Below are 19,811 nucleotides of genomic sequence, written 5' to 3'. Positions count from 1 at the left end.
AAGAAGGAAAGATATTTTATCTTTCCTTCTTTTATGATCTAACTTTAATCCATGCATCATTATAATTTCTTAATGCTTCAGAATTTAAATCTTTAAATACTTCACATCTTTTAAGTTCTGATTCTTTAGGATACTTATCTTTTACATCTTGAGGAAGCATTTCATAAGCTTTAGTAATAGGTGTTTGATATCCTATATATTCAACATTTTTTAAAGCGTTAGAAGGTTCACATAAGAAATTTATAAATTCTTCAGCTTCTTTTTTGTGTTTAGCGCCCTTTGGAATAGCTAAAGCATCATACCAAAGGTTAGAACCTTCTTTTGGTATTACATATTTAATATCTGGGTTTTCATCCATTATATACATTGCATCTCCAGACCAAACTGGTGCAACAGCAACTTCACCACTTATTAAAGCATCTTTAACTTCATCAACCATATAAGCCTGAACTAAAGGTTTTTCATTTCTAAGTTCTTCAGCTGCTTTATCAATTTCTTGTGGATTTGTAGTGTTTAAGGAATATCCTAACTTCTTTAAGGCAACTGCCATAGCATCTCTAACTGAATCTACCATAACAATTTGATTTTTATAATCTTTATCCCAAAGTATATTCCAACTATCCACAGGTTTTTTTATTATTTTACTGTTATAAGCAATTCCTACTGTACCCCACATATAAGGAACTGAATATTCATTATGAGGGTCATAAGGTAAATTTTTAAATTGCTTACCTACATATTTATAATTCGGAATATCTTTATAATCAATTTTTTCTAAAAGATTTTCTTTTATCATTTTTTCAATCATATAATCTGATGGTATAACTAAGTCATAATTGCTAGAACCATCTTTTATTTTAGAATACATAGTTTCATTTGTATCAAAAGTATTATAGTTAACTTTTATTCCAGTTTCATCTTGAAATTTAGTAACTAAATCAGGGTCTATATAATCTCCCCAGTTATATATATTTAAAACTTTTGAATTTTCAGAATTAGTGCTAGCACTAGAGTTACTACATCCAGTAAAAAGAGTAGTCGCTACAATTCCAAGTAGGGCAATAGCAGTGCATAAAATCTTTTTTCTTTTCATTTAATTCACCTCTACTTTTTTCTTTTTATTAACTATAAGAAGTAGTATAAGAACAGTTACAAACATTAATGTAGAAAGTGCATTAATTTCTGGTTTAATACCACGTCTTGCCATAGAATAAATTTCTATTGAAAGATTTGTAACTCCAGGACCTGTTGTGAAGAAACTTATAACAAAGTCATCAATAGACATAGTAAATGCCATTAAAAATCCGGCAAATATTCCTGGTTTAATTTGTGGTATTATAACTTTTCTAAGTGCATACCAAGGAGTTGCTCCAAGGTCCATTGCTGCTTCTATAGTATTATCAGGGAGTTGCTTTATTTTAGGCAAAACTGATAATATTACAAATGGTATATCGAAAGATATATGGGCTAGAAGCATTGTATTAAAACCAAAATCAAATTTTAAAAATATAAATAAACTCATTAATGCAATACCAGTAACTATATCTGGATTAATGATTGGAAGGTTATTTATACTAAGTAATAGAGCTTTACTTTTGCCTCTCATTCTACTTATTCCTATAGCTGTTATAGTTCCAACAATAGTAGCTATAATAGAAGCGATTAAAGCTATCAATACTGTATAATATAAAGCTTCCATTAATGTATCATTTTGAAATAATGATTTATACCATTTTAATGTAAAACCACTCCAATGGCCCATTGATTTAGAATCATTAAAAGAAAATACCATTAAAGTAACTATTGGAGCATATAAAAATATAAAAATTATAATTAAATAAAATCTCTTTATAAAATTATGAAATCTATTTACCATAAACGACCACCGCCTTCAGCTTCTTCACCGTCAAATTTAGACATTAAAGCCATTGATATTAATATTAAGATCATAAGTATAATTGCAAGGGCTGATCCAAAATGCCAATCACTTAATGTTGTAAATTGTTGTTCTATAACATTACCAATTAGCATATCTTTTCCGCCACCAAGTAATCTAGGAATAACGAAAGTAGAAACTGCTGGCATAAATACCATAGTTATTCCAGAAATTATACCTGGCATACTTAAAGGTAATATTACTTTAGTGAAGATTTGTTTTTTATTTGCGCCAAGGTCAGCTGCAGCATTTATTAAGTTTTGATCAAGCTTAGATAATACTGTATATATTGGTAATATCATAAATGGTAAGAAGTTATAAACCATACCAAGTAAAATAGCACCATTAGTATACAAAAATTGAATTGGCTCTATTCCAAATAAGCCTAAAAAATTATTTACTATACCATTTCTACTTAATATAGGCATCCAAGCATAAGTTCTAAGTAAGAAATTCATCCACATAGGAAGAATAAATAACATTATTACTAAATTTCTTTTTGATTCAGGCATTTTTGATATTATATAAGCAACAGGATAACCTATGGCTAAACATAATACTGTAGAAATAAATGCTAAATACATTGAACGCCCAAATATTCTAATATATATAGGGTTAATTAATCTTTCAAAATTTTCAAGTGAAAATTTATATCCAGAACCTGTATCTATAGTTAAACTAAAAAATAAAATCATAAGTAAAGGAACAATTATGAATAATGCGCTCCATACTATATAAGGATAAGCTGCTAATTTACTTCTTTTATTCATATTCTCTCACCTTTTTCATTACGTGAATATCTTCAGGATATATATCGATTCCGATAATTGATCCAACTTCAGCAGATTTTGTATTATGAATAATCCATTTATCATTACAATTTTCAACTTCAATTTCTATTTCGTAATGAACCCCTTTAAAAATAACTGATATAACTTTAGCTTTAAGCATACCTTCTGAAGCTTTAACCATTTTTATATCTTCAGGTCTTATAACTATATCAACTTCTTCATTTTTATTAAATCCAAAGTCAACGCTTTCAAATACTTTTCCTAAGAATTCAGTTTTATAATCACAAATCATAATTCCATCAACTATATTACTTTCACCTATAAAGTCAGCAACGAATGCATTAGCAGGTTCGTTATATATATCTTGAGGTGTTCCCATTTGTTGAATAACACCCTTATTCATTACAACAATAGTATCTGACATTGTAAGAGCCTCTTCTTGATCGTGAGTTACAAATATAAATGTAATTCCAAGTCTTTGTTGTATTTTTTTAAGTTCTATTTGCATTTCTTTTCTAAGTTTTAAGTCTAATGCACCTAAAGGCTCATCAAGAAGTAAAACTTCAGGTTCATTAACTAATGCTCTTGCTATTGCAACTCTTTGTTGTTGTCCACCACTTAGGGAGTCAATCTTTCTATTTTCAAAGCCACTAAGTGCAACTAATTTAAGCATTTCAGTAACTTTTTCTTTTATCTCATCTTTTGGAAGTTTTTTGATTTTTAAACCAAATGCTATATTGTCAAAAACATTCATATGAGGAAATAAAGCATATTTTTGAAACACTGTATTTACAGGTCTCTTATATGATGGAAGGCTTGCCATATCTTTGTCATCAAAAATAACCTTTCCACTATCAGCTGTTTCAAATCCCGCAATTATTTTTAGTGTAGTAGTCTTACCACAACCACTAGGACCTAAAAGTGTTAAAAATTCATTTTTCTTTATATTAAGATCAAGTTTCTTTAGAACCTCATTATCCTCGTATTTTTTGCTTATACCTTTCAATTCTAGAATGTTATCTTTCACAATAAACACCTCTTTCTATATAGTCTTAATAAATAATTTAAAATGATGGGGGAGTACTTATCCAAATAACCTTTGCAGTTGTTTTACCTGGATTTGAAAGATAATGGTTTAATTTAGGTTTAAAATAAAAGCTTTCACCTTTTTTCACCTTATATCTTTTTTCGCCTAAATGTAAAATTACACTTCCATTTAGAACAAATCCAAACTCTTCTCCCTCGTGAGGTTCTTCCTCTATGTATCTGCCATCTGGCTCTAAAGTTAGCATTATTGGCTCCATGTCATTTTTTTGAGCACTAGGTACTAACCATTTTAAACTGTATTTTAAATCTTCATCTTCTGTTTCAAACATGTCATCACTTTTGTAGGTTATTCTTTCTTCACCTTTTTCACTAAAGAACTCTGTTAAATTAGTTCCAAGTATTTCTAAAATATCAACTAATGTAGCAATAGATGGGGAAGTTAAATCATTTTCAACTTGAGATATAAATCCTTTAGATAATTCGCATCTATTAGCTAGTTCTTCTTGTGTGAGACCTTTAGCTATTCTAAGACTTCTGATTTTATCGCCTATTTCCATTTTTCACACCACATTTCTGTTTTAAAATATAACTTTTACTAAACATAAAGTTTAAAATTACTAAACAAACAAGAATTATTATAATTATTATATATTCAAAAATCAATATATTTGATAAAAAAATAAAAAAAATTTTTCTTTAAATTCATTGATAATAAAAGGATAGAGGATATATTTTGAAAAAAAGTTTAATAAAAAGGTAAGAAAAGTTTAGAAATACTAAGATAGAGAATTTATATTGATATATTAAAAAACTTGTTATAATGTCATTTTCTAAAAAAATAATAAAGTGAGACATTTATATAAAATAATAAAAAATTTATTAATATACGAAAAAGTGTTAAAAATTTGATATAATAAGGTAAAATGAGTATTGTTCTATAAATGGAGAAGGGTGAATTTTTAGATAAAGGTGATTACAATGAAACTAAGAGACGGATTATATAGAAGGAATGGTAAAAAGGTATATATAAAACAGCCTGAATACAATGAATTAGAATTTGTTAAAGAACTTTGGTCTCATAAACAGACTATGAAAGATATTGGTGGAGTTTTTTATTTTACTGAAGAAAAGTGGGATATGTTTTATAAAAAGATGGTTAACCCAACTGATGGAAAGAATTTTTATTGTTTAGTATATGATAATAATGATGACCCAGTAGGAGAAGTTAGTTTTCATGGATATGATTCTGCAACAAAAATTGCAAGATTTAATGTAAAGATACATTATGATTATAGAAATAATGGATATGGAGAAGAGGCTGTTAGATTGCTCCTAGAATATTATTTTACTGAATTTGGCGGGGACATGCTTATGGATAAAATATCAACTATAGAAGGTGAAAGGGTAGCCCAAAAGCTAGGTTTTGAAGAAGTTAGAAAGTTTGGAAATAATACAACCGTTAGAATTAATAAATCTGACTTTTTAAATTTTGATAAAAGTAAAAATACTAATATAGGAATATTAATGATTGAAAATATGAACATGTTAGATTATTCTATGGCAGAAGATTTGTTTTTAAAAGCCAATAGAATAATTGGTAGAAAAATGTTTAATGTATTTGGAATAGAAGTTGATAATAATATAAATATTAGTAAAAATATAAAGCTTCATATAAGTGAGAATAATATAAAGCCTAATATACTTATAATACCAGGTGGAAATAAAATAATAAATGAAAACAATAAAGAAAAAATAATAAGTTATATATTGAAATATTATAAAGAGTGTGATTTTATATGTGCTATGAATGAGGGGATTTATTATCTAGCTAATTGTAAAGAATTAAAAGGGGTTTTAGTTCCTTATGGTGATTGGATAGAAGGATTAGATATAGAAAAAAACGAATTTAGATTAGTAAAAAGAAATTATACAGACAATGGAAAAATAATGTTGAGTACAAATATAATGGGAAATTTAGAGCTTTATTTAAATTTAATAAAAAAAATAGGTGGTAATGATTTAGAAGAAAAATTAGCATCTAATATAGGATTAAAAAACAAGTAGGAAATTATTTTTCCTACTTGTTTTTTAAAAATACTCCAGAAACAATGCTTGTAATATCTTTTATTGTTTCTAAATGTCCTTGAATATTTTCTTTTGCAACAATTACATCAGCAGTTGCTTCAGTTGCAACATCAGTAATATCCTTTGCATTATCTGAAATATCTCTTACATTAGTTAGAGTATCATTTATATTTTTTTTGTTATTAGTTAAAATAGTATCTACTTTAGTTAAAATAGTAGATAATTTTGTTAGACAAATTACTAAAAAAACTAAAGCAACAACGCCTAAAATACCAATAATTATCCAAAATAAATCAATTAAATTAATATACATTAGTTATTAACCTCTGAATTTGTTTCTTCTTTAGTTTCATCTATTAAATGTTCTTCATCTTCTTTAGATGGTGATTCTTTAATATTTTTATTGTTTAAATATTCTTTTATTTTAGATTTAGCTTCTAATACATTTTCTTTACAAGTATTTGTAGCTTTATTAGCTGCTACTTTTACTTTTTCATTAACATCTTTAGCAGTATCTTTTAAATTATTTCTAGTTTCTTTACCTGATTTTGGAGCAAATAAAACTCCGCTTAAAGCTCCTGCTAATGCTCCAACTGCAACTCCTGTTGCTAAAGTTTTAGCTGTTTTCTTTTGAGATTGTCTAACTTTTTCTCTTCTTTTTTGTTCGATTAATTTTGATAAACTCATATACATAACCTCCTAAAATTTGATAATTTTATTATCTTAATTATACTATAAAAAAACTTTATAATTTAGATTTTTAGGATAATTATAACAATGTTTACAAAGGTAAGTAATATATTTTCAAAACAATAACTATGGTGTAAAATAATTATATAAAATAAAAAAAAGGTAGTGGGGGAAAAATGAGGTATATCAAGGGAAAATGGATTTGTTTAATACTGATAATTTTGTTGTTATTAATTATTCCATTAATTTTACATATTTTTCACGGGCAAGGTAGTAAGCAAGTGGAATATGGAAATAAGTTTGTGGAGACTTTAAAAGAAAACAATATCATTGAATCAAATAATGATAAACTAAAATTTAATATAGAAAAAAGACATGATAGTAAAAATAATGATGAGATTTATGTATTGACTAGTGATTTTTATATGTTAGAACTTAATAATGAAAATAAAGTTATAAGCTTTGTTGATAAAAGTGAAACAGGAAAGGTAATTAATATAACTTTAGATGAAAGCGCTAAACTTGCTGAAAAATATATTAAAAAAATAGATGGAAATAGTTATAAGATAAAAGAATTGGACAAGAATAATACAAATAAAGATTCAGATTTTTATTCTGTTATATTTTCAAAATATGAAGATGGATATCCATATTTATCAGAAGACGTTATTTTAAATATAAATAAAAATAATGGAAAACTTCAAGGATATATAAATAGAACAAAAAGTAGTAAACATAAGGATATAAGAATAAATATTTCAGGGGAAGAGGCAGAAAAAATAGCATTAGAATCTTTTAATAAAATAGAGAAGAATGGAAAGTTAAAAGGAAAACCATATTTAGCTTTTTGTAATGATAAAAACAGTGATAAGTTAGAATTAGCTTATGTTGTAGAAGTTTTAAATGATAATTCAAATAAGGTAATTTGTGTATCATCAAATTCAGGTGAAATAATAAATAGTACAAACAATATAATTGAAAAAATAAAAGTTAAATGAAAAAAGCAGATCATTAGATCTGCTTTTTATTATTTCCACTCAGTAACATTTTTTAAGCCTGGTATACTTGAAGCTCTAAATAAAGGTTCTTTTATGCCAGATCTTTTTTGATCTTGATAATCTTTTAATGCTAAGAAAGCTTGCTTACTAAGCAATGTAATTGCTATTAAGTTTGTAATTGCCATAAGTCCCATAAATACATCAGCTAAATTCCAAACTATATCTATTTCAGCTATTGATCCGAATAATACCATACCAACAACTAAAAATCTATATACATATAGGACTATTTTATTTTTACTTAAGAATTCTATGTTGGATTCTCCGTAGTAGTAGTTACCAACAATTGAACTAAAAGCAAAAAGAAGTATACATATTGCTATAAAAGTATTTCCCCATGGTCCAACTTGAGCACTTAAAGCTCTTTGAGTAAGTTGTATTCCAGTAACCGATTTATCTAAGTAATTAACACCTGATAAAAGTATTATAAAAGCAGTACAGCTACAAATTATAATAGTATCTGTAAATACTCCTAAAGTTTGAATAAGGCCTTGCTTTACAGGGTGAGTTACATCTGCTGTTGCAGCTGCATTTGGAGCACTACCCATACCAGCTTCATTTGAGAAAAGACCTCTTTTAATACCCATAAGTAAAGCACCACCAAGTGTACCACCGACAAATTCTTTAAATCCAAAGGCATTTTCTATTATTAATTTTAATATAGAAGGCACTTCAGTTATATTTGTTATTAATATAAATAGAGCAACAGCAATATATGCTAAAGCCATTATAGGAACAATAACTTCTGATACCTTAGCAACTCTATGAACTCCACCAAAAATTACAAATAGAGTAATTAAAGTTAATATAATACCGACTATTAATCTATCTACGCCAAAAGCATCTTTAAATGCTAATGTTATAGTATTTGATTGTACAGAGTTAAAGATTAAACCGAATGCTATAGTTATAAGTATTGAAAATATAACTCCCATCCATCTTTTATTTAATCCTTTTTGCATATAGTACGCTGGGCCACCTCTAAATGATCCATCTTCTGCCTTTTCTTTATATATTTGAGCAAGAGTAGATTCAACAAAACTTGATGCAGCACCTATAAGTGCAATAAGCCACATCCAGAATATAGCACCAGGACCTCCAATTGAAATAGCAATAGCAATACCAGCTAAGTTTCCAGTACCAACTCTTGAAGCTGTACTAATACAGAATGCTTGGAATGATGAAATACTACCTTTTTTCTTATCTGCTGAAAATCCATCACCAAGAAGTCTAAACATTTCTTTTATGTACCTGAATTGTACAAATTTTGTTTTAAAAGAAAAATAAACCCCCAAAACTAATAGCATGGCTATTAATATATAAGTCCACAAAACGTCATTAAATTTTAATATAAAATCATTAAGTAAATTCATTAAAAATCTCCCTTCTAAAGTAATGTCTATTATAATCATTTATTACATTGTATAATAAAAACTTATAAAATGCAAGAATATGATAGGAAAGCTTCAAAAAATGCTATATAATCAGCTAAAATAAATAAATATAAATAAATATAGAGTATGATTGCAAGAAATAGGAAGAATTAATTCATATATGTTAAAAAAATAAGCATCTAAAGATTAGATGCTTATTAAAACTATTAATTATTTGCAGGTTTGTCACCATTATTACCATTATTTTGATTATTACCATTGTTTTGTGAATTATTATTGTTATCTGGAGTAGTTCCAGTAGTTTGATTATTATTTGTATTTGAATCAGGCTTTGATGAGTTTTCATTGTTATTAGGTTTTTTATCCTTCTCATCTTCCTTATTTTTATCCTTGTCTTTATCCTTATCTTTGTCCTTTGATTCTTCCTTTGGAGCAGATGTTGTATTGTCGTATGATGTAGGAAGAATATATTTATAATCAGCAGTTACTGGGTTTTTATAATCTTTTGTTATAAAAATTCTAGTTGTAACTAACTGAGGTGGTGTATTGTCATTAGCTAATAATCCATTAGCACTATTAACCTTAGCGCTTACATGAGTTTCACAGTAACTTGAAGGCTGAGTTCCTTCTATAAATAATTCTGTATAAACTTGACTTCCTCTAGGATCATTTTTACAAAGATCGGTAGGAAGTAATCCAGAGTCTTTACATACAGAAACTGATACAATACCAGATGGTTTTTTAATATCTTGAGTACTTAAACCTTCATTGGCTTTTCTCATAATTTTTCCCCAAAGATTTGATGCAGTAGCACCAGATCCGCCACCTTTTATAGCGGCTTGATTATCATAACCAACCCAAACAGCTGCGCTAAGATGAGGAGTTAAACCAACAAACCAATAATCTTTATTATCAGTAGTAGTACCTGTCTTACCAGCAGCAGGCATAGCTCCAAGTTGAGCATAAGTTGCATTGTAAGTTAAAGGTCCCTTCATCATATCATATGTTATATATGCAGCTTGAGGAGAAAGTATTTTTTTATCTTCTTTCTTACTTTCTAATATTATATTTCCACTAGAATCAACAACTTTAGTGTAAAGTCTAGGTTCAACATAAATACCATTGTTACCAAAAGTTCCAACAGCAGATGCCATTATGAATGTGTTACCACCATCAGGGTTTTGGGCACTATTTGCAAATTGACCTAGAGCATAAGTTGAAGGTCCTTTAGAAGCATCAGAATATTTTATTCCAAATTTTTCACCATATGAAAGTGAAGTTTCATTTCCAACCATTTTTTGAGTTAATGCAGAACCAACATTACTTGAGATTCTCAAAGACTCTCTTAAAGGAATTAAACCTTGGTAAGTGTTGCCGGCATTTTTTGGTTGATATGAATATACTGATGAAGGTATTGGTGAGTCATCAATTGTAGTTGCTGCAGTAGCTTTTTTAGTATCAATTGCAGGTCCATATACTGTAAATGGTTTTGTAGTAGAACCAATTGATCTTAATGAACTGTAAGCTCTATTTAATGAACGAGCACCTTGACTACCTCTTCCTCCAACTAAGGCTAGAACTTCACCATTTTTGTAGTCAGTTACAGTAGCTGATGATTGAAGTAAAGGAACACCGTCCTTATCCAACTTATCATATCCTGGAATATTATAATTATTATAATTATCTAGTACTTTTTGAGTATAGTTTTGTAAGTTTCTATCCATTGTTGTGTAAACTTTAAGTCCACCAGTTTGAATTAAACTTTCAACTTGTTCATCACTATATTTATACTTTTTCTTTAAATCTTTTTTTACTTGATCTACAGATGCATAAACGAAATCTTCATATGGTAATCTGTAGTCTACTTTTGCTTTTTTAAATTTAAGTTTTCCATTATCTAAATCTTTTATTGCCTTATCATATTCTTGCTGAGTTATATAATTATGTTCAAGCATTTTTGATAACACAAGTTTAGTTCTGTTAATATAAACAGAAGGGTCTTTTTGTGTATAACCACTATAAGTTGTTGGTGCTTGAGTAACACCAGCTAAATAAGCACATTCTATAAGATTTAAATCTTTAGCATTTTTATCAAAATACATTTTGGCACCAGCTTGAGCACCATATGCAATACCACCTACAGGGAAGTGGTTAAGATAAGCTGTTAGTATTTCATCTTTTGAAAGCATCTTTTCAATTTGAAGTGAAAGGTACATTTCACGAACTTTTCTTTCAATAGATCTTTCGTTAGTTAAAAGAGTATTTTTTACTAACTGTTGAGTTAATGTAGATGCCCCTTGGATTCCGCCTTTTCCAGTGACTACGTACACAACATCATTTACAGCAGCACCAAGTATTCTTTTAACATCAATACCACTATGTTCATAAAATCTTTCATCTTCTATAGCAACTAATGCATCTTTAAGATTTTTAGGTATATCTTTTGAGTCTATTTTTTGATAGTCTTCTTTACCATGTAAAGAGGCCATGAATTTTCCCTTATTATCATATGTTTGCAGAGTTTGGTCAACATTAACGACCTTATTGATATCTATAGGCGGAGTATTTTTTACAACAGCTACAACATATCCAACTCCTATTACGGCTATGGCTAGCATTATAAATAATATACTAAGGCCTATCCATTTAAAAATTTTCTTTTTTGTAGAGTTTTTATTTTTTGGAGCTTGGCTATTAGCACTATATTTATCTTGTTTTAAGTCTTTCTTATTTGCCATCTCATCCTCCCAATTATTTTTAAAATTAATAAATAATATTCTTATCCATTATAGCATAATTATAATATTATTAAACTAATAACTCAATAAAAAGGTGTTTTATGAAATATTATACAAGGACACGAAAAAAGAGGCGTAAATCAGTTATAGCAGTTAGTATCACCATTTTTATATTTTTTAATCTTATGGTAATGGTTTTTGATAAAAAAGTTATGCCTTCAGTATTAGCAATTTCACAGACTTTAATGAGAGCAGAAGCTATTAAAACTATAAATGAAGTTAGTATTGGTGTTTTTGACGAAATAGTTGGGAGAGAAGAGATAGTAATTATAGAAAAGGATGATAAAGATAGAATAAATTTAATAAAATCTAATACAAAACTTATAAATAAGGTGTCTGGAGAAATTGCAATTAGGTGCAATGAAAGGTTAGATGAGCTTGGAAGTAAAGGAATTGAAGTTCCTCTTGGGTGGATGACAGATAAAAGTATATATTATAATTTAGGTCCCAATATAACTATACAGATGGAACCTCTTGGTAACATAGAAACTTCTTATGATTCTGTATTTGAAAGTGCTGGAATAAATCAAACAAGACATAAAATATATTTAAATGTGAAGGCTAAAATGAAAATAATAATACCGATGTATAGTACAGAAATGGATGTAGATACACAAATACCATTATCGGAATCTATAATAGTTGGAGAAATTCCAGATACGGCAATAGAATTAAGCGATTAAAAAAGAGACAAGTCTAACTTGTCTCTTTTAAAGTTTAATTTAATTAGTTTCCCAGTTGAAAACGTAAGGTATGTTTCTATAATGATCTCCGTAGTTTAATCCATAACCTACAACAAATAAATCTTCGATTTCAAAACAACAGTAATCAGGAGTTATATCAACTTTTCTTCTTGAAGGTTTATCTAAAAGAACGCAAGTCTTAACTGATTTAGCTCCTAATTTTTTTGTATGGTTAACAACAAAATCCATTGTTATTCCACTATCAACTATATCATCAACTATTAAAACATCATAACCTTCTATGTTGTCTGGAATATCATTTACAATTTTAACCTGTCCAGAACTTGTTTCTTCATTTCCATAGCTTGAAGTTGTCATAAAACCTATTTTAGCCTTTGTATCTATGTATCTAACTAAGTCCGCTGCATATATAAAGCTACCTCTTAATAAAGATAAAACATAAAGATTTTTATCTTTATAGTCCTCTGTTATAACCTTTCCAAGCTCAGCTATTCTTTTTTGAATTTGCTCTTCTGAAAATAAAATATTACGTTTCTTATCATCCATTAGTAAAACCTCCAAGTATTTTAAAATATCAATTTCTTTACTAAATAAAATACTTTATTATAGAAGAAAAATCAAGTAGAAATTTAATTCATTAGTTTACAAGACGTATTTATTAGTATAGAATTATATTCAAAATTAAGTATATATATGAAAAAAGGGTGATTAAATGATACATGGAAATACAGAAGGAATAAGAAATTCTATTCTTTCAGAATTAGACAGTTTATATAATATAAAAACGCAAAAACAAGAAGTTTGCAATGTAGAAATTATAGATGTAATAACTAAGGTTTCTTCTAATATAGAGAGAGAAGTAAGTGTTGCTATTGATAGAAAAGGTAAGGTTACTTCAGTAGCAATAGGAGATTCAACATCAGTAGAACTTCCTATTTTAGATATATATGAAAAAAGACTTTCAGGAGTTAGAGTTATTCATACACATCCAAATGGATATAGTAATTTATCAGCACTTGATTTAACAGCCCTTATAAAACTTAAATTAGATGCTATAGTAGCTATAGGAATAACTAACGGAGAAGTTGTTGACTTTTCAATAGCAAATTTAATGGTATTAGATAAAAATTTAGTATATGAAGAAAAAAATAATCTTAATATTGAAGAATTAATGAAAATAGATATATTAGATAAAATAAAATATGTTGAAAAGCTTATAAAAGAAAATGATGTTATAGAAAATGATGAAGAAAAAGCTATATTGGTAGGTTCAGATACTAGAGAAAGTTTAGATGAATTAGAAGAGCTTACTAAAGCTTGTGATATACCAGTACTTACAAAAGTATATCAAGGCAGAAATAAAATAGATCCAGCATTTTTTATAGGAAGAGGAAAAGTTCTTGAAATTGCTCACTTAAGACAAACAGAAAGAGCAAATGTTATAATATTTGATGATGAATTATCAGGTTCACAAGTTAGAAACCTTGAAAATGCAATTGGAGCAAAGGTAATTGATAGAACTACATTAATACTTGAAATATTTGCAAGAAGAGCAAAGAGTAAAGAAGCTAAAATTCAAGTAGAACTTGCTCAGCTTAAATATAGGTTAGGAAGACTTCAAGGACTTGGAACTGTTCTTTCAAGAACTGGTGGTGGTATTGGTACTAGAGGTCCTGGAGAAAAGAAATTAGAAACAGATAGAAGACATATAAGAGAAACTATATATGATTTAAATAGAGAACTTAAAAAAATAAAAAAGACTAGAGAGGTTCAAAGAGAGAAAAGAAATAAAGAAAGTATACCTAAAGTTTCTTTAGTTGGTTATACAAATGCAGGTAAGTCAACACTTAGAAATGCATTGTGTAAAATTGCTGCATCAAAAGATACTAGAAATAAAGAAGAAGTTTTTGAAGCAGATATGCTTTTTGCAACATTAGATATAACAACTAGGGCAATAATACTTAAAAATAAAGGGTTAATAACTTTAACTGATACAGTAGGTTTTGTAAGAAAGCTTCCTCATGATTTAGTAGAGGCATTTAAGTCAACATTAGAAGAAGTTATTTATTCTGATCTTTTATGTCATGTTGTAGATGCTTCAAGTGATGATGCTTTAGAGCAAATAAAAGCTGTTGAAGAAGTATTATCAGAACTTGGTTCTATTGATAAAGATACAATATTAGTTTTAAATAAAATAGATAAAGCAACAGAAGAACAAATAGCTAATATAGAAGAAAAAATATCTTATTATGATGATATTATAAAAGTTTCAGCTAAAGAAGAAATAAACTTAGATAAATTATTAGATCAAATAGAAGAAAAACTTCCATATAAGTTCAAAAAAGTAGAATATATAGTACCTTATGATAGAGGAGATATTCAATCATTGCTTCATAGAAGTGGTAGAGTTTTAGAAGAAGAATATGTAGAAACTGGTACTAGAATGATAGTTGAAGTTGATGATGAAAGTTTTAATAGAACTAAAGATTATATGATAAATATATTACAGTAAGTATTTAAAAAAATTCCTAGAATAGCTTTTGTTCTAGGAATTTTTAATTATTGTAAATAATATTTTAACATATGAAACAGTTTTGTTATAATAAAAGTAGCAATACAAAATTGTGGGGGCGAAATTTTATGAAAGATATAATAATAGAATATCAAAAAGCATTTAATATTATGATGGAATCTTTTGAAAATAATGAAAATGTAATAGCAGTCTTTACTTTTGGAAGTATGGTATCAGGAGATATATGGGAAGAATCCGATATAGACTTCTTTGTAATATATAAGGATGAGTTTAATAAAACTAGAGATATATATTCAGAAGTAAATGATATTCCAGTTCACACAAAATTATTAAGTAAAGATAGTTTTGTATATTCATATGAAAATGAAGGAAAAAGAGGTATAGTAAAAAGTATACTTAGCTTTTCAAAATTAGTATTTTCAAGAGATCAAGATATAAATGTTATATATAATAAAATTATATATGGATTTGATGAATATGCAGGTATAGAAAAGCTTGAATATTTAAGTAAGGTAATAAAAGATATAAAAATAGCTAAAAAATATATAAATTTAGGAAGAATGTATACAGCATATGAAGTTATGGTTAGAAGTTTAGATAGTTTTTCAAAACTTTATTTAAGTTTAAATGGATATACAGTAAGTAAAGATGCAATTAGAATGGTTATAAATTTAGATGATTCATTTAAAAGAGTTATTGATGAAAAATTATTTGGTAAAATGAACAAGGAAGATATTTCTTATATAATAAATTATATAGAAGTATTCGTAGATGAGCATATAGTTATATCTGCAAAAGTTATAATTGATATTTTAAAGAGTAATTCAGATTATTTAAGTTCAACTGAAATTATAAGAGATGAAATTCTTACAGGATACAATATAAGAGTTGAACAAATACTTAAAAAGCTTCTAGAGAGAGGAATAATAAAACATAAAAAGAGAAACGTTTATGACATGAAGGGTAATTTAATACTTACTCAAAATGTTTATGGTATTTTATAAAGGTGATGATTTTTTTGAATGAAATAAAAGAAATAGTATATTTAGAAGATAAGCCTAAGTATGTTCAAATAGCAGATAAGTTTAAGGAACTTATAGAGAATGGAACTATAAAAGATGGAGAAAAATTACCTCCAATTAGAGAACTTACAAAAATTCTTAATGTAAATAAAATTACTGTAGTAAATGCATATAAAAAATTAAATGATGAAGGATTTGCATATCAGAAAATAGGGAGTGGAACTTTTGCAAAGAAAAGAGAGTTGCACTCTAATTTTATGAAACTTTATTCTAAAACTTTTAAATTACTTAAAAATTGTAATTTGGATAATTATGTTGATTTTTCTGGAGAAACTACTAAAGAAATATTTTTTCCAATAAAAGATTTTAAAGATATAATAACTACGGTTTTAGATAGAGATGGGGAGGAAGTTTTACTTTCTCAAAATACATTAGGATATGATCCTTTAAGAGAAACAATAAATAAAGTATTTTGGAATAATAAATTAAATGTTGAAGATATAATAGTTGTTTCAGGTGCTCAACAAGGTATAGATATAGCATCTAAAGCAATGATAAATATAAATGATAATGTTATTGTTGAAAAACCAACTTATGGTGGTGCTCTTTCAGTTTTTAAATGGAGAAGGGCTAATATATTTGAAGTTCCTATAGAAAAAGATGGAATAGATACAGAAATGTTTGAAGAAATTTTAAAAAAGAATAAAATAACTTTATTTTATGCAATGAGTTATTTTCAAAATCCAACAGGAATTTCATATAGCTTAGAAAAAAAGAAGCATTTAATACAATTAGCTAAAAAATATGATTTTTATATAATAGAAGATGATTATTTATCTGAACTTGTTTATGAAGAAGATGTAAAATATATACCATTTAAAAGTTTAGATAAAGACGATAGAGTAATATACATTAAAAGCTTTTCAAAAATATTTATACCAGGAATAAGACTTGGTTATATGGTAGTTCCTGAAAAGTTTAGAGAAAGATTTTTAAGTACTAAGTTAAATACAGATATTACAACATCAACGTTAATGCAAAGGGCTTTGGAGTATTATATTGCAAATAAGGATTGGAAAGAAAATATTAAAAACCTTTCAAATGAATATAAAAAAAGATATGACATTATGGAAAAGCTAATAGAGGAAGAACTTTCAGATTATGTTTATTACAATAAGCCTAAAGGTGGGCTTAATTATTATTTAGAAATTAAGGACAAAGATATTTCTTCTAGAGAATTATTTTTAAGATTAAAGAGAAAAAATGTTTATATTACTCCTGGGGTTTTGTTTTTTAGAAGTAGTAGAGAGGGAGACAGATTTTTTAGAATAGGATTTTCACAGACTAATTGTGAAGCTATAGAAAAAGGAATTAAAACAATCAAGGAGGAATTAAAATCATGGCATATATAACGATTAGAGATAGAGGCGAAGATAGATTTGAAGAAAAAAAATCTGAGTTTATAGGATATGCAAAAAGAGTTGAAAATGAAGAAGAGGCTAAAGCTTTTGTAAATGAAATAAAAAGTATGCATAAGCAAGCTAGACATAATTGTTGGGCATATGTTATTGGGGAAAATTATGGAATACAAAGATATTCAGATGATGGTGAGCCACAAGGTACAGCTGGTATTCCAATACTTGAAGTTATGAAAAAACAAGGGATAACAGATTGTGCTGTTGTTGTAACTAGATATTTTGGAGGAATACTTTTAGGCGCAGGAGGATTAACTCGTGCATACACTAAAGGAGCAAGTATTGCAGTTACTGCAGCAGGAATTGTTGAAAAAGTTCATGGCTTTAAGGTTTCTATTGAAATAGAGTATGATTTAATAGGAAAAATCCAATATCTTTGCGGACAAAATAATTGGCATATAGAAGACTCAGAATATACAGATAAAGTTATTTTACATATATATGCAGAAAATATTACAATTTCTTTAATTGAGAAAGAAGTTACAGAAGTAACAAATGGTAAAGCAATAATATCAAAATCAGAAGAAGGAATATACTTTAAAGAAAATAATAGATTATTTAAGGCTATATAAAAGAGATATAATTGTAAAGAAAGTATAAATAACCATTATAAAAGTATTACTATATTGAATAAAAGTAATTTAGTATGATATAATTTTAAGGTGTAATTTATAAATTTATAGTTTAACAAAATGTAAGGAGGAATAGACATGTCAGGACACTCAAAATGGCATAACATCCAAGCTAAAAAGGGCAAAATGGATGCAAAAAGAGGAAAGATTTTCACAAAAATCGGTAAAGAAATTATGGTTGCAGTAAGAAGCGGTGGTCCAAGTCCTGAGTCTAATGCAAAACTTAGAGACGTAATAGCAAAAGCAAAGGCATCAAATATGCCTAATGATACTATACAAAGATCAATTAAAAAAGCATCAGGTGAATCAGGTTCAGTAGACTTTGAAAAAATAGTTTATGAAGGATATGGTCCATCAGGAGTTGCAGTAATTGTTGAAACATTAACAGATAATAAAAATAGATCAGCAGGTAATGTAAGAAGTGCATTTACTAAAGGTGGCGGTAACATGGGTACATCAGGATGTGTTGGATTCATGTTCCAAGAAAAAGGAGAAATCGTTATTGAAAAAGGCGATTTGGATGAAGAAGAAATAATGATGATGGCATTAGATGCTGGTGCTGAAGATTTCCAAGCTGAAGATGAAGTGTTTGTAGTTTATACAACTCCCGAAGATTTCGGAACAGTAAGAGAATCTTTAGAAGAAAATGGAATAGAATTCTTAGAAGCTGGAGTTAAAATGATTCCAGATACAACTTCAGAATTAAATGAAGAAGATGCTAAGAAATTCCAAAAAATGCTTGACTTACTTGAAGATGATGATGACGTTCAAGAAGTTTACCATAATGCTGAATTCCCAGAAGGATGGGAAGAATAATACTGTTAAGTGCAGTAATATAGCTAATTAGCAGAGTTTTTACAATATGTTTTACAGAAGGTAAAAGTAATATGAAGTAGGAAAAAGCCTCTTCATTATGATAAATGTTTATAAAAACCATAGTTATGATTATGGTGTTCATTTATCAAGCTACTTTTCAAAGCAGATTAATAAATGATTTGTTTTGAAAGGTGGCTTTTTTATTATTGGATGAATAGTAGATAAATTTATAGTTCAAATGATATAATTAAGAGTAAATATAAGGAGGAGAGAGCTTGGAATCAAACAGAAAGTTTAAACCATGTTTTGGTAGTATGATTAAAGTAGGAAATAAGATATTTAAAAAGTATTTTCTTTTATTTAATTTAGTAATATTAATATATATAGGACTTATATTATACTTTGGAAACTATAATATAAATAAATTATTAGATTTTGATAGAATTATTATTAATACTATGTTTTGGGGAACATATATGTTTATATTATGGATTGGATGTCTTTTAAGTTATATTACGAATATTGTAAATAATCTTGCAATAAATATTATGTATAAAGATAAAGAAGAAAGTAGCTCATTTAAAATAATTGTATTTACAGTAACTTTTATATTGATGGAATTTTTGATGATGTATACTATGAATATTCAAAATTTAGAAAGTAAACATATGTTTTATCTTTATTCAATGGCGAATTTTATAGGTTGTTATTTTGGAATAGTTAAAAATATTAAATAAATATTTAAAATAGCTTAGGTTTAAAAAAATCTAGGCTCTTCTTAATTTAGCTTAATTAAAATATAAATTAAATTAAAAAATTGTTGAATAATG

The 19,811-nt window shown here is 27.3% G+C and carries 19 protein-coding genes; 9 read left to right on the top strand and 10 right to left on the bottom strand.

The window, feature by feature from the left end:
* Positions 1 to 31 precede the first annotated feature (31 nt).
* The 5 genes from O212_RS0110595 to O212_RS0110575 are packed head-to-tail and all read right to left on the bottom strand — an operon-like array spanning position 32 to position 4,331.
* Positions 32 to 1,093 carry an ABC transporter substrate-binding protein gene (locus O212_RS0110595; RefSeq protein WP_024615082.1) on the bottom strand — a complete coding sequence of 354 codons (1,062 nt, stop codon included), beginning with the start codon at positions 1,091 to 1,093 and terminating at the stop codon, positions 32 to 34.
* The gene (locus tag O212_RS0110590) at positions 1,094 to 1,876 is read right to left on the bottom strand and encodes an ABC transporter permease (protein ID WP_024615081.1); all 783 of its coding nucleotides are present in this window, start codon (positions 1,874 to 1,876) and stop codon (positions 1,094 to 1,096) included.
* Positions 1,870 to 2,706, bottom strand: a complete 837-nt coding sequence (locus O212_RS0110585) for an ABC transporter permease (protein WP_024615080.1) — start codon at positions 2,704 to 2,706, stop codon at positions 1,870 to 1,872. Before O212_RS0110585 ends, O212_RS0110590 begins: the two co-directional genes overlap by 7 nt.
* Positions 2,699 to 3,757 (bottom strand): spermidine/putrescine ABC transporter ATP-binding protein, encoded by a 1,059-nt coding sequence (gene potA, locus O212_RS0110580; protein WP_347452296.1) that lies wholly within the window; start codon positions 3,755 to 3,757, stop codon positions 2,699 to 2,701. Before potA ends, O212_RS0110585 begins: the two co-directional genes overlap by 8 nt.
* A gap of 34 nt (positions 3,758 to 3,791) precedes the next feature.
* Positions 3,792 to 4,331, bottom strand: a complete 540-nt coding sequence (locus O212_RS0110575) for an XRE family transcriptional regulator (RefSeq protein WP_024615078.1) — start codon at positions 4,329 to 4,331, stop codon at positions 3,792 to 3,794.
* A 421-nt stretch (positions 4,332 to 4,752) separates the two neighbouring features.
* On the opposite strand from O212_RS0110575, the gene O212_RS0110570 reads away from it, so the two are divergent.
* Positions 4,753 to 5,838, top strand: coding sequence for a GNAT family N-acetyltransferase (locus O212_RS0110570; protein WP_024615077.1), 1,086 nt, complete (start codon positions 4,753 to 4,755; stop codon positions 5,836 to 5,838).
* 13 nt (positions 5,839 to 5,851) lie between these two features.
* Here the strand turns inward: O212_RS0110570 and O212_RS0110565 are convergent, their stop codons facing one another.
* Both O212_RS0110565 and O212_RS0110560 read right to left on the bottom strand, forming a co-directional pair.
* On the bottom strand, positions 5,852 to 6,172 hold the full coding sequence (locus O212_RS0110565; protein ID WP_024615076.1) for a hypothetical protein: 321 nt from the start codon (positions 6,170 to 6,172) through the stop codon (positions 5,852 to 5,854).
* Positions 6,172 to 6,546, bottom strand: a complete 375-nt coding sequence (locus O212_RS0110560; protein ID WP_024615075.1) for a YtxH domain-containing protein — start codon at positions 6,544 to 6,546, stop codon at positions 6,172 to 6,174. Before O212_RS0110560 ends, O212_RS0110565 begins: the two co-directional genes overlap by 1 nt.
* A 284-nt stretch (positions 6,547 to 6,830) precedes the next feature.
* On the opposite strand from O212_RS0110560, the gene O212_RS0110555 reads away from it, so the two are divergent.
* The gene (locus O212_RS0110555; protein WP_024615074.1) at positions 6,831 to 7,547 is read left to right on the top strand and encodes a hypothetical protein; all 717 of its coding nucleotides are present in this window, start codon (positions 6,831 to 6,833) and stop codon (positions 7,545 to 7,547) included.
* Between the two features lie 29 nt (positions 7,548 to 7,576).
* On the opposite strand, the gene O212_RS0110550 is transcribed toward O212_RS0110555, so the two are convergent.
* Both O212_RS0110550 and O212_RS0110545 read right to left on the bottom strand, forming a co-directional pair.
* A complete protein-coding gene (locus O212_RS0110550) occupies positions 7,577 to 8,980 on the bottom strand; it encodes an alanine/glycine:cation symporter family protein (protein ID WP_024615073.1) in 1,404 nt (467 codons plus the stop codon).
* A 227-nt stretch (positions 8,981 to 9,207) separates the two neighbouring features.
* On the bottom strand, positions 9,208 to 11,739 hold the full coding sequence (locus O212_RS0110545; protein ID WP_024615072.1) for a PBP1A family penicillin-binding protein: 2,532 nt from the start codon (positions 11,737 to 11,739) through the stop codon (positions 9,208 to 9,210).
* A gap of 101 nt (positions 11,740 to 11,840) precedes the next feature.
* Here O212_RS0110545 and yunB point away from each other — a divergent pair, with 101 nt between their 5' ends.
* Entirely contained in the window at positions 11,841 to 12,482 is a 642-nt protein-coding gene (gene yunB, locus O212_RS0110540) for a sporulation protein YunB (protein ID WP_024615071.1), read from the top strand.
* A gap of 39 nt (positions 12,483 to 12,521) precedes the next feature.
* Here the strand turns inward: yunB and hpt are convergent, their stop codons facing one another.
* Complete coding sequence (gene hpt, locus O212_RS0110535) at positions 12,522 to 13,049, bottom strand: hypoxanthine phosphoribosyltransferase (RefSeq protein ID WP_024615070.1); 528 nt, start codon at positions 13,047 to 13,049, stop codon at positions 12,522 to 12,524.
* Between the two features lie 166 nt (positions 13,050 to 13,215).
* Between hpt and hflX the strand changes: the two genes are divergently transcribed.
* The 6 genes from hflX to O212_RS0110505 all read left to right on the top strand — a co-directional run bounded on the left by hflX (position 13,216) and on the right by O212_RS0110505 (position 19,718).
* A complete protein-coding gene (gene hflX / locus O212_RS0110530; protein ID WP_024615069.1) occupies positions 13,216 to 15,015 on the top strand; it encodes a GTPase HflX in 1,800 nt (599 codons plus the stop codon).
* A gap of 128 nt (positions 15,016 to 15,143) precedes the next feature.
* On the top strand, positions 15,144 to 16,040 hold the full coding sequence (locus O212_RS0110525) for a nucleotidyltransferase domain-containing protein (RefSeq protein WP_024615068.1): 897 nt from the start codon (positions 15,144 to 15,146) through the stop codon (positions 16,038 to 16,040).
* Between the two features lie 5 nt (positions 16,041 to 16,045).
* Entirely contained in the window at positions 16,046 to 17,470 is a 1,425-nt protein-coding gene (locus O212_RS0110520; protein WP_029699313.1) for a PLP-dependent aminotransferase family protein, read from the top strand.
* Positions 17,458 to 18,105 carry a YigZ family protein gene (locus O212_RS0110515; protein WP_024615066.1) on the top strand — a complete coding sequence of 216 codons (648 nt, stop codon included), beginning with the start codon at positions 17,458 to 17,460 and terminating at the stop codon, positions 18,103 to 18,105. Before O212_RS0110520 ends, O212_RS0110515 begins: the two co-directional genes overlap by 13 nt.
* 138 nt (positions 18,106 to 18,243) lie before the next feature.
* The gene (locus O212_RS0110510; RefSeq protein ID WP_024615065.1) at positions 18,244 to 18,981 is read left to right on the top strand and encodes a YebC/PmpR family DNA-binding transcriptional regulator; all 738 of its coding nucleotides are present in this window, start codon (positions 18,244 to 18,246) and stop codon (positions 18,979 to 18,981) included.
* Positions 18,982 to 19,256: 275 nt separating this feature from the next.
* On the top strand, positions 19,257 to 19,718 hold the full coding sequence (locus O212_RS0110505) for a hypothetical protein (protein WP_024615064.1): 462 nt from the start codon (positions 19,257 to 19,259) through the stop codon (positions 19,716 to 19,718).
* Positions 19,719 to 19,811 lie beyond the last annotated feature (93 nt).

This window comes from Clostridium sp. Ade.TY (assembly GCF_000498355.1).
Taxonomy (GTDB): domain Bacteria; phylum Bacillota; class Clostridia; order Clostridiales; family Clostridiaceae; genus Clostridium.
The sequence above is the reverse complement of the archived record's forward strand: the minus strand, read 5'-3'. Positions and strand labels throughout refer to the sequence as shown.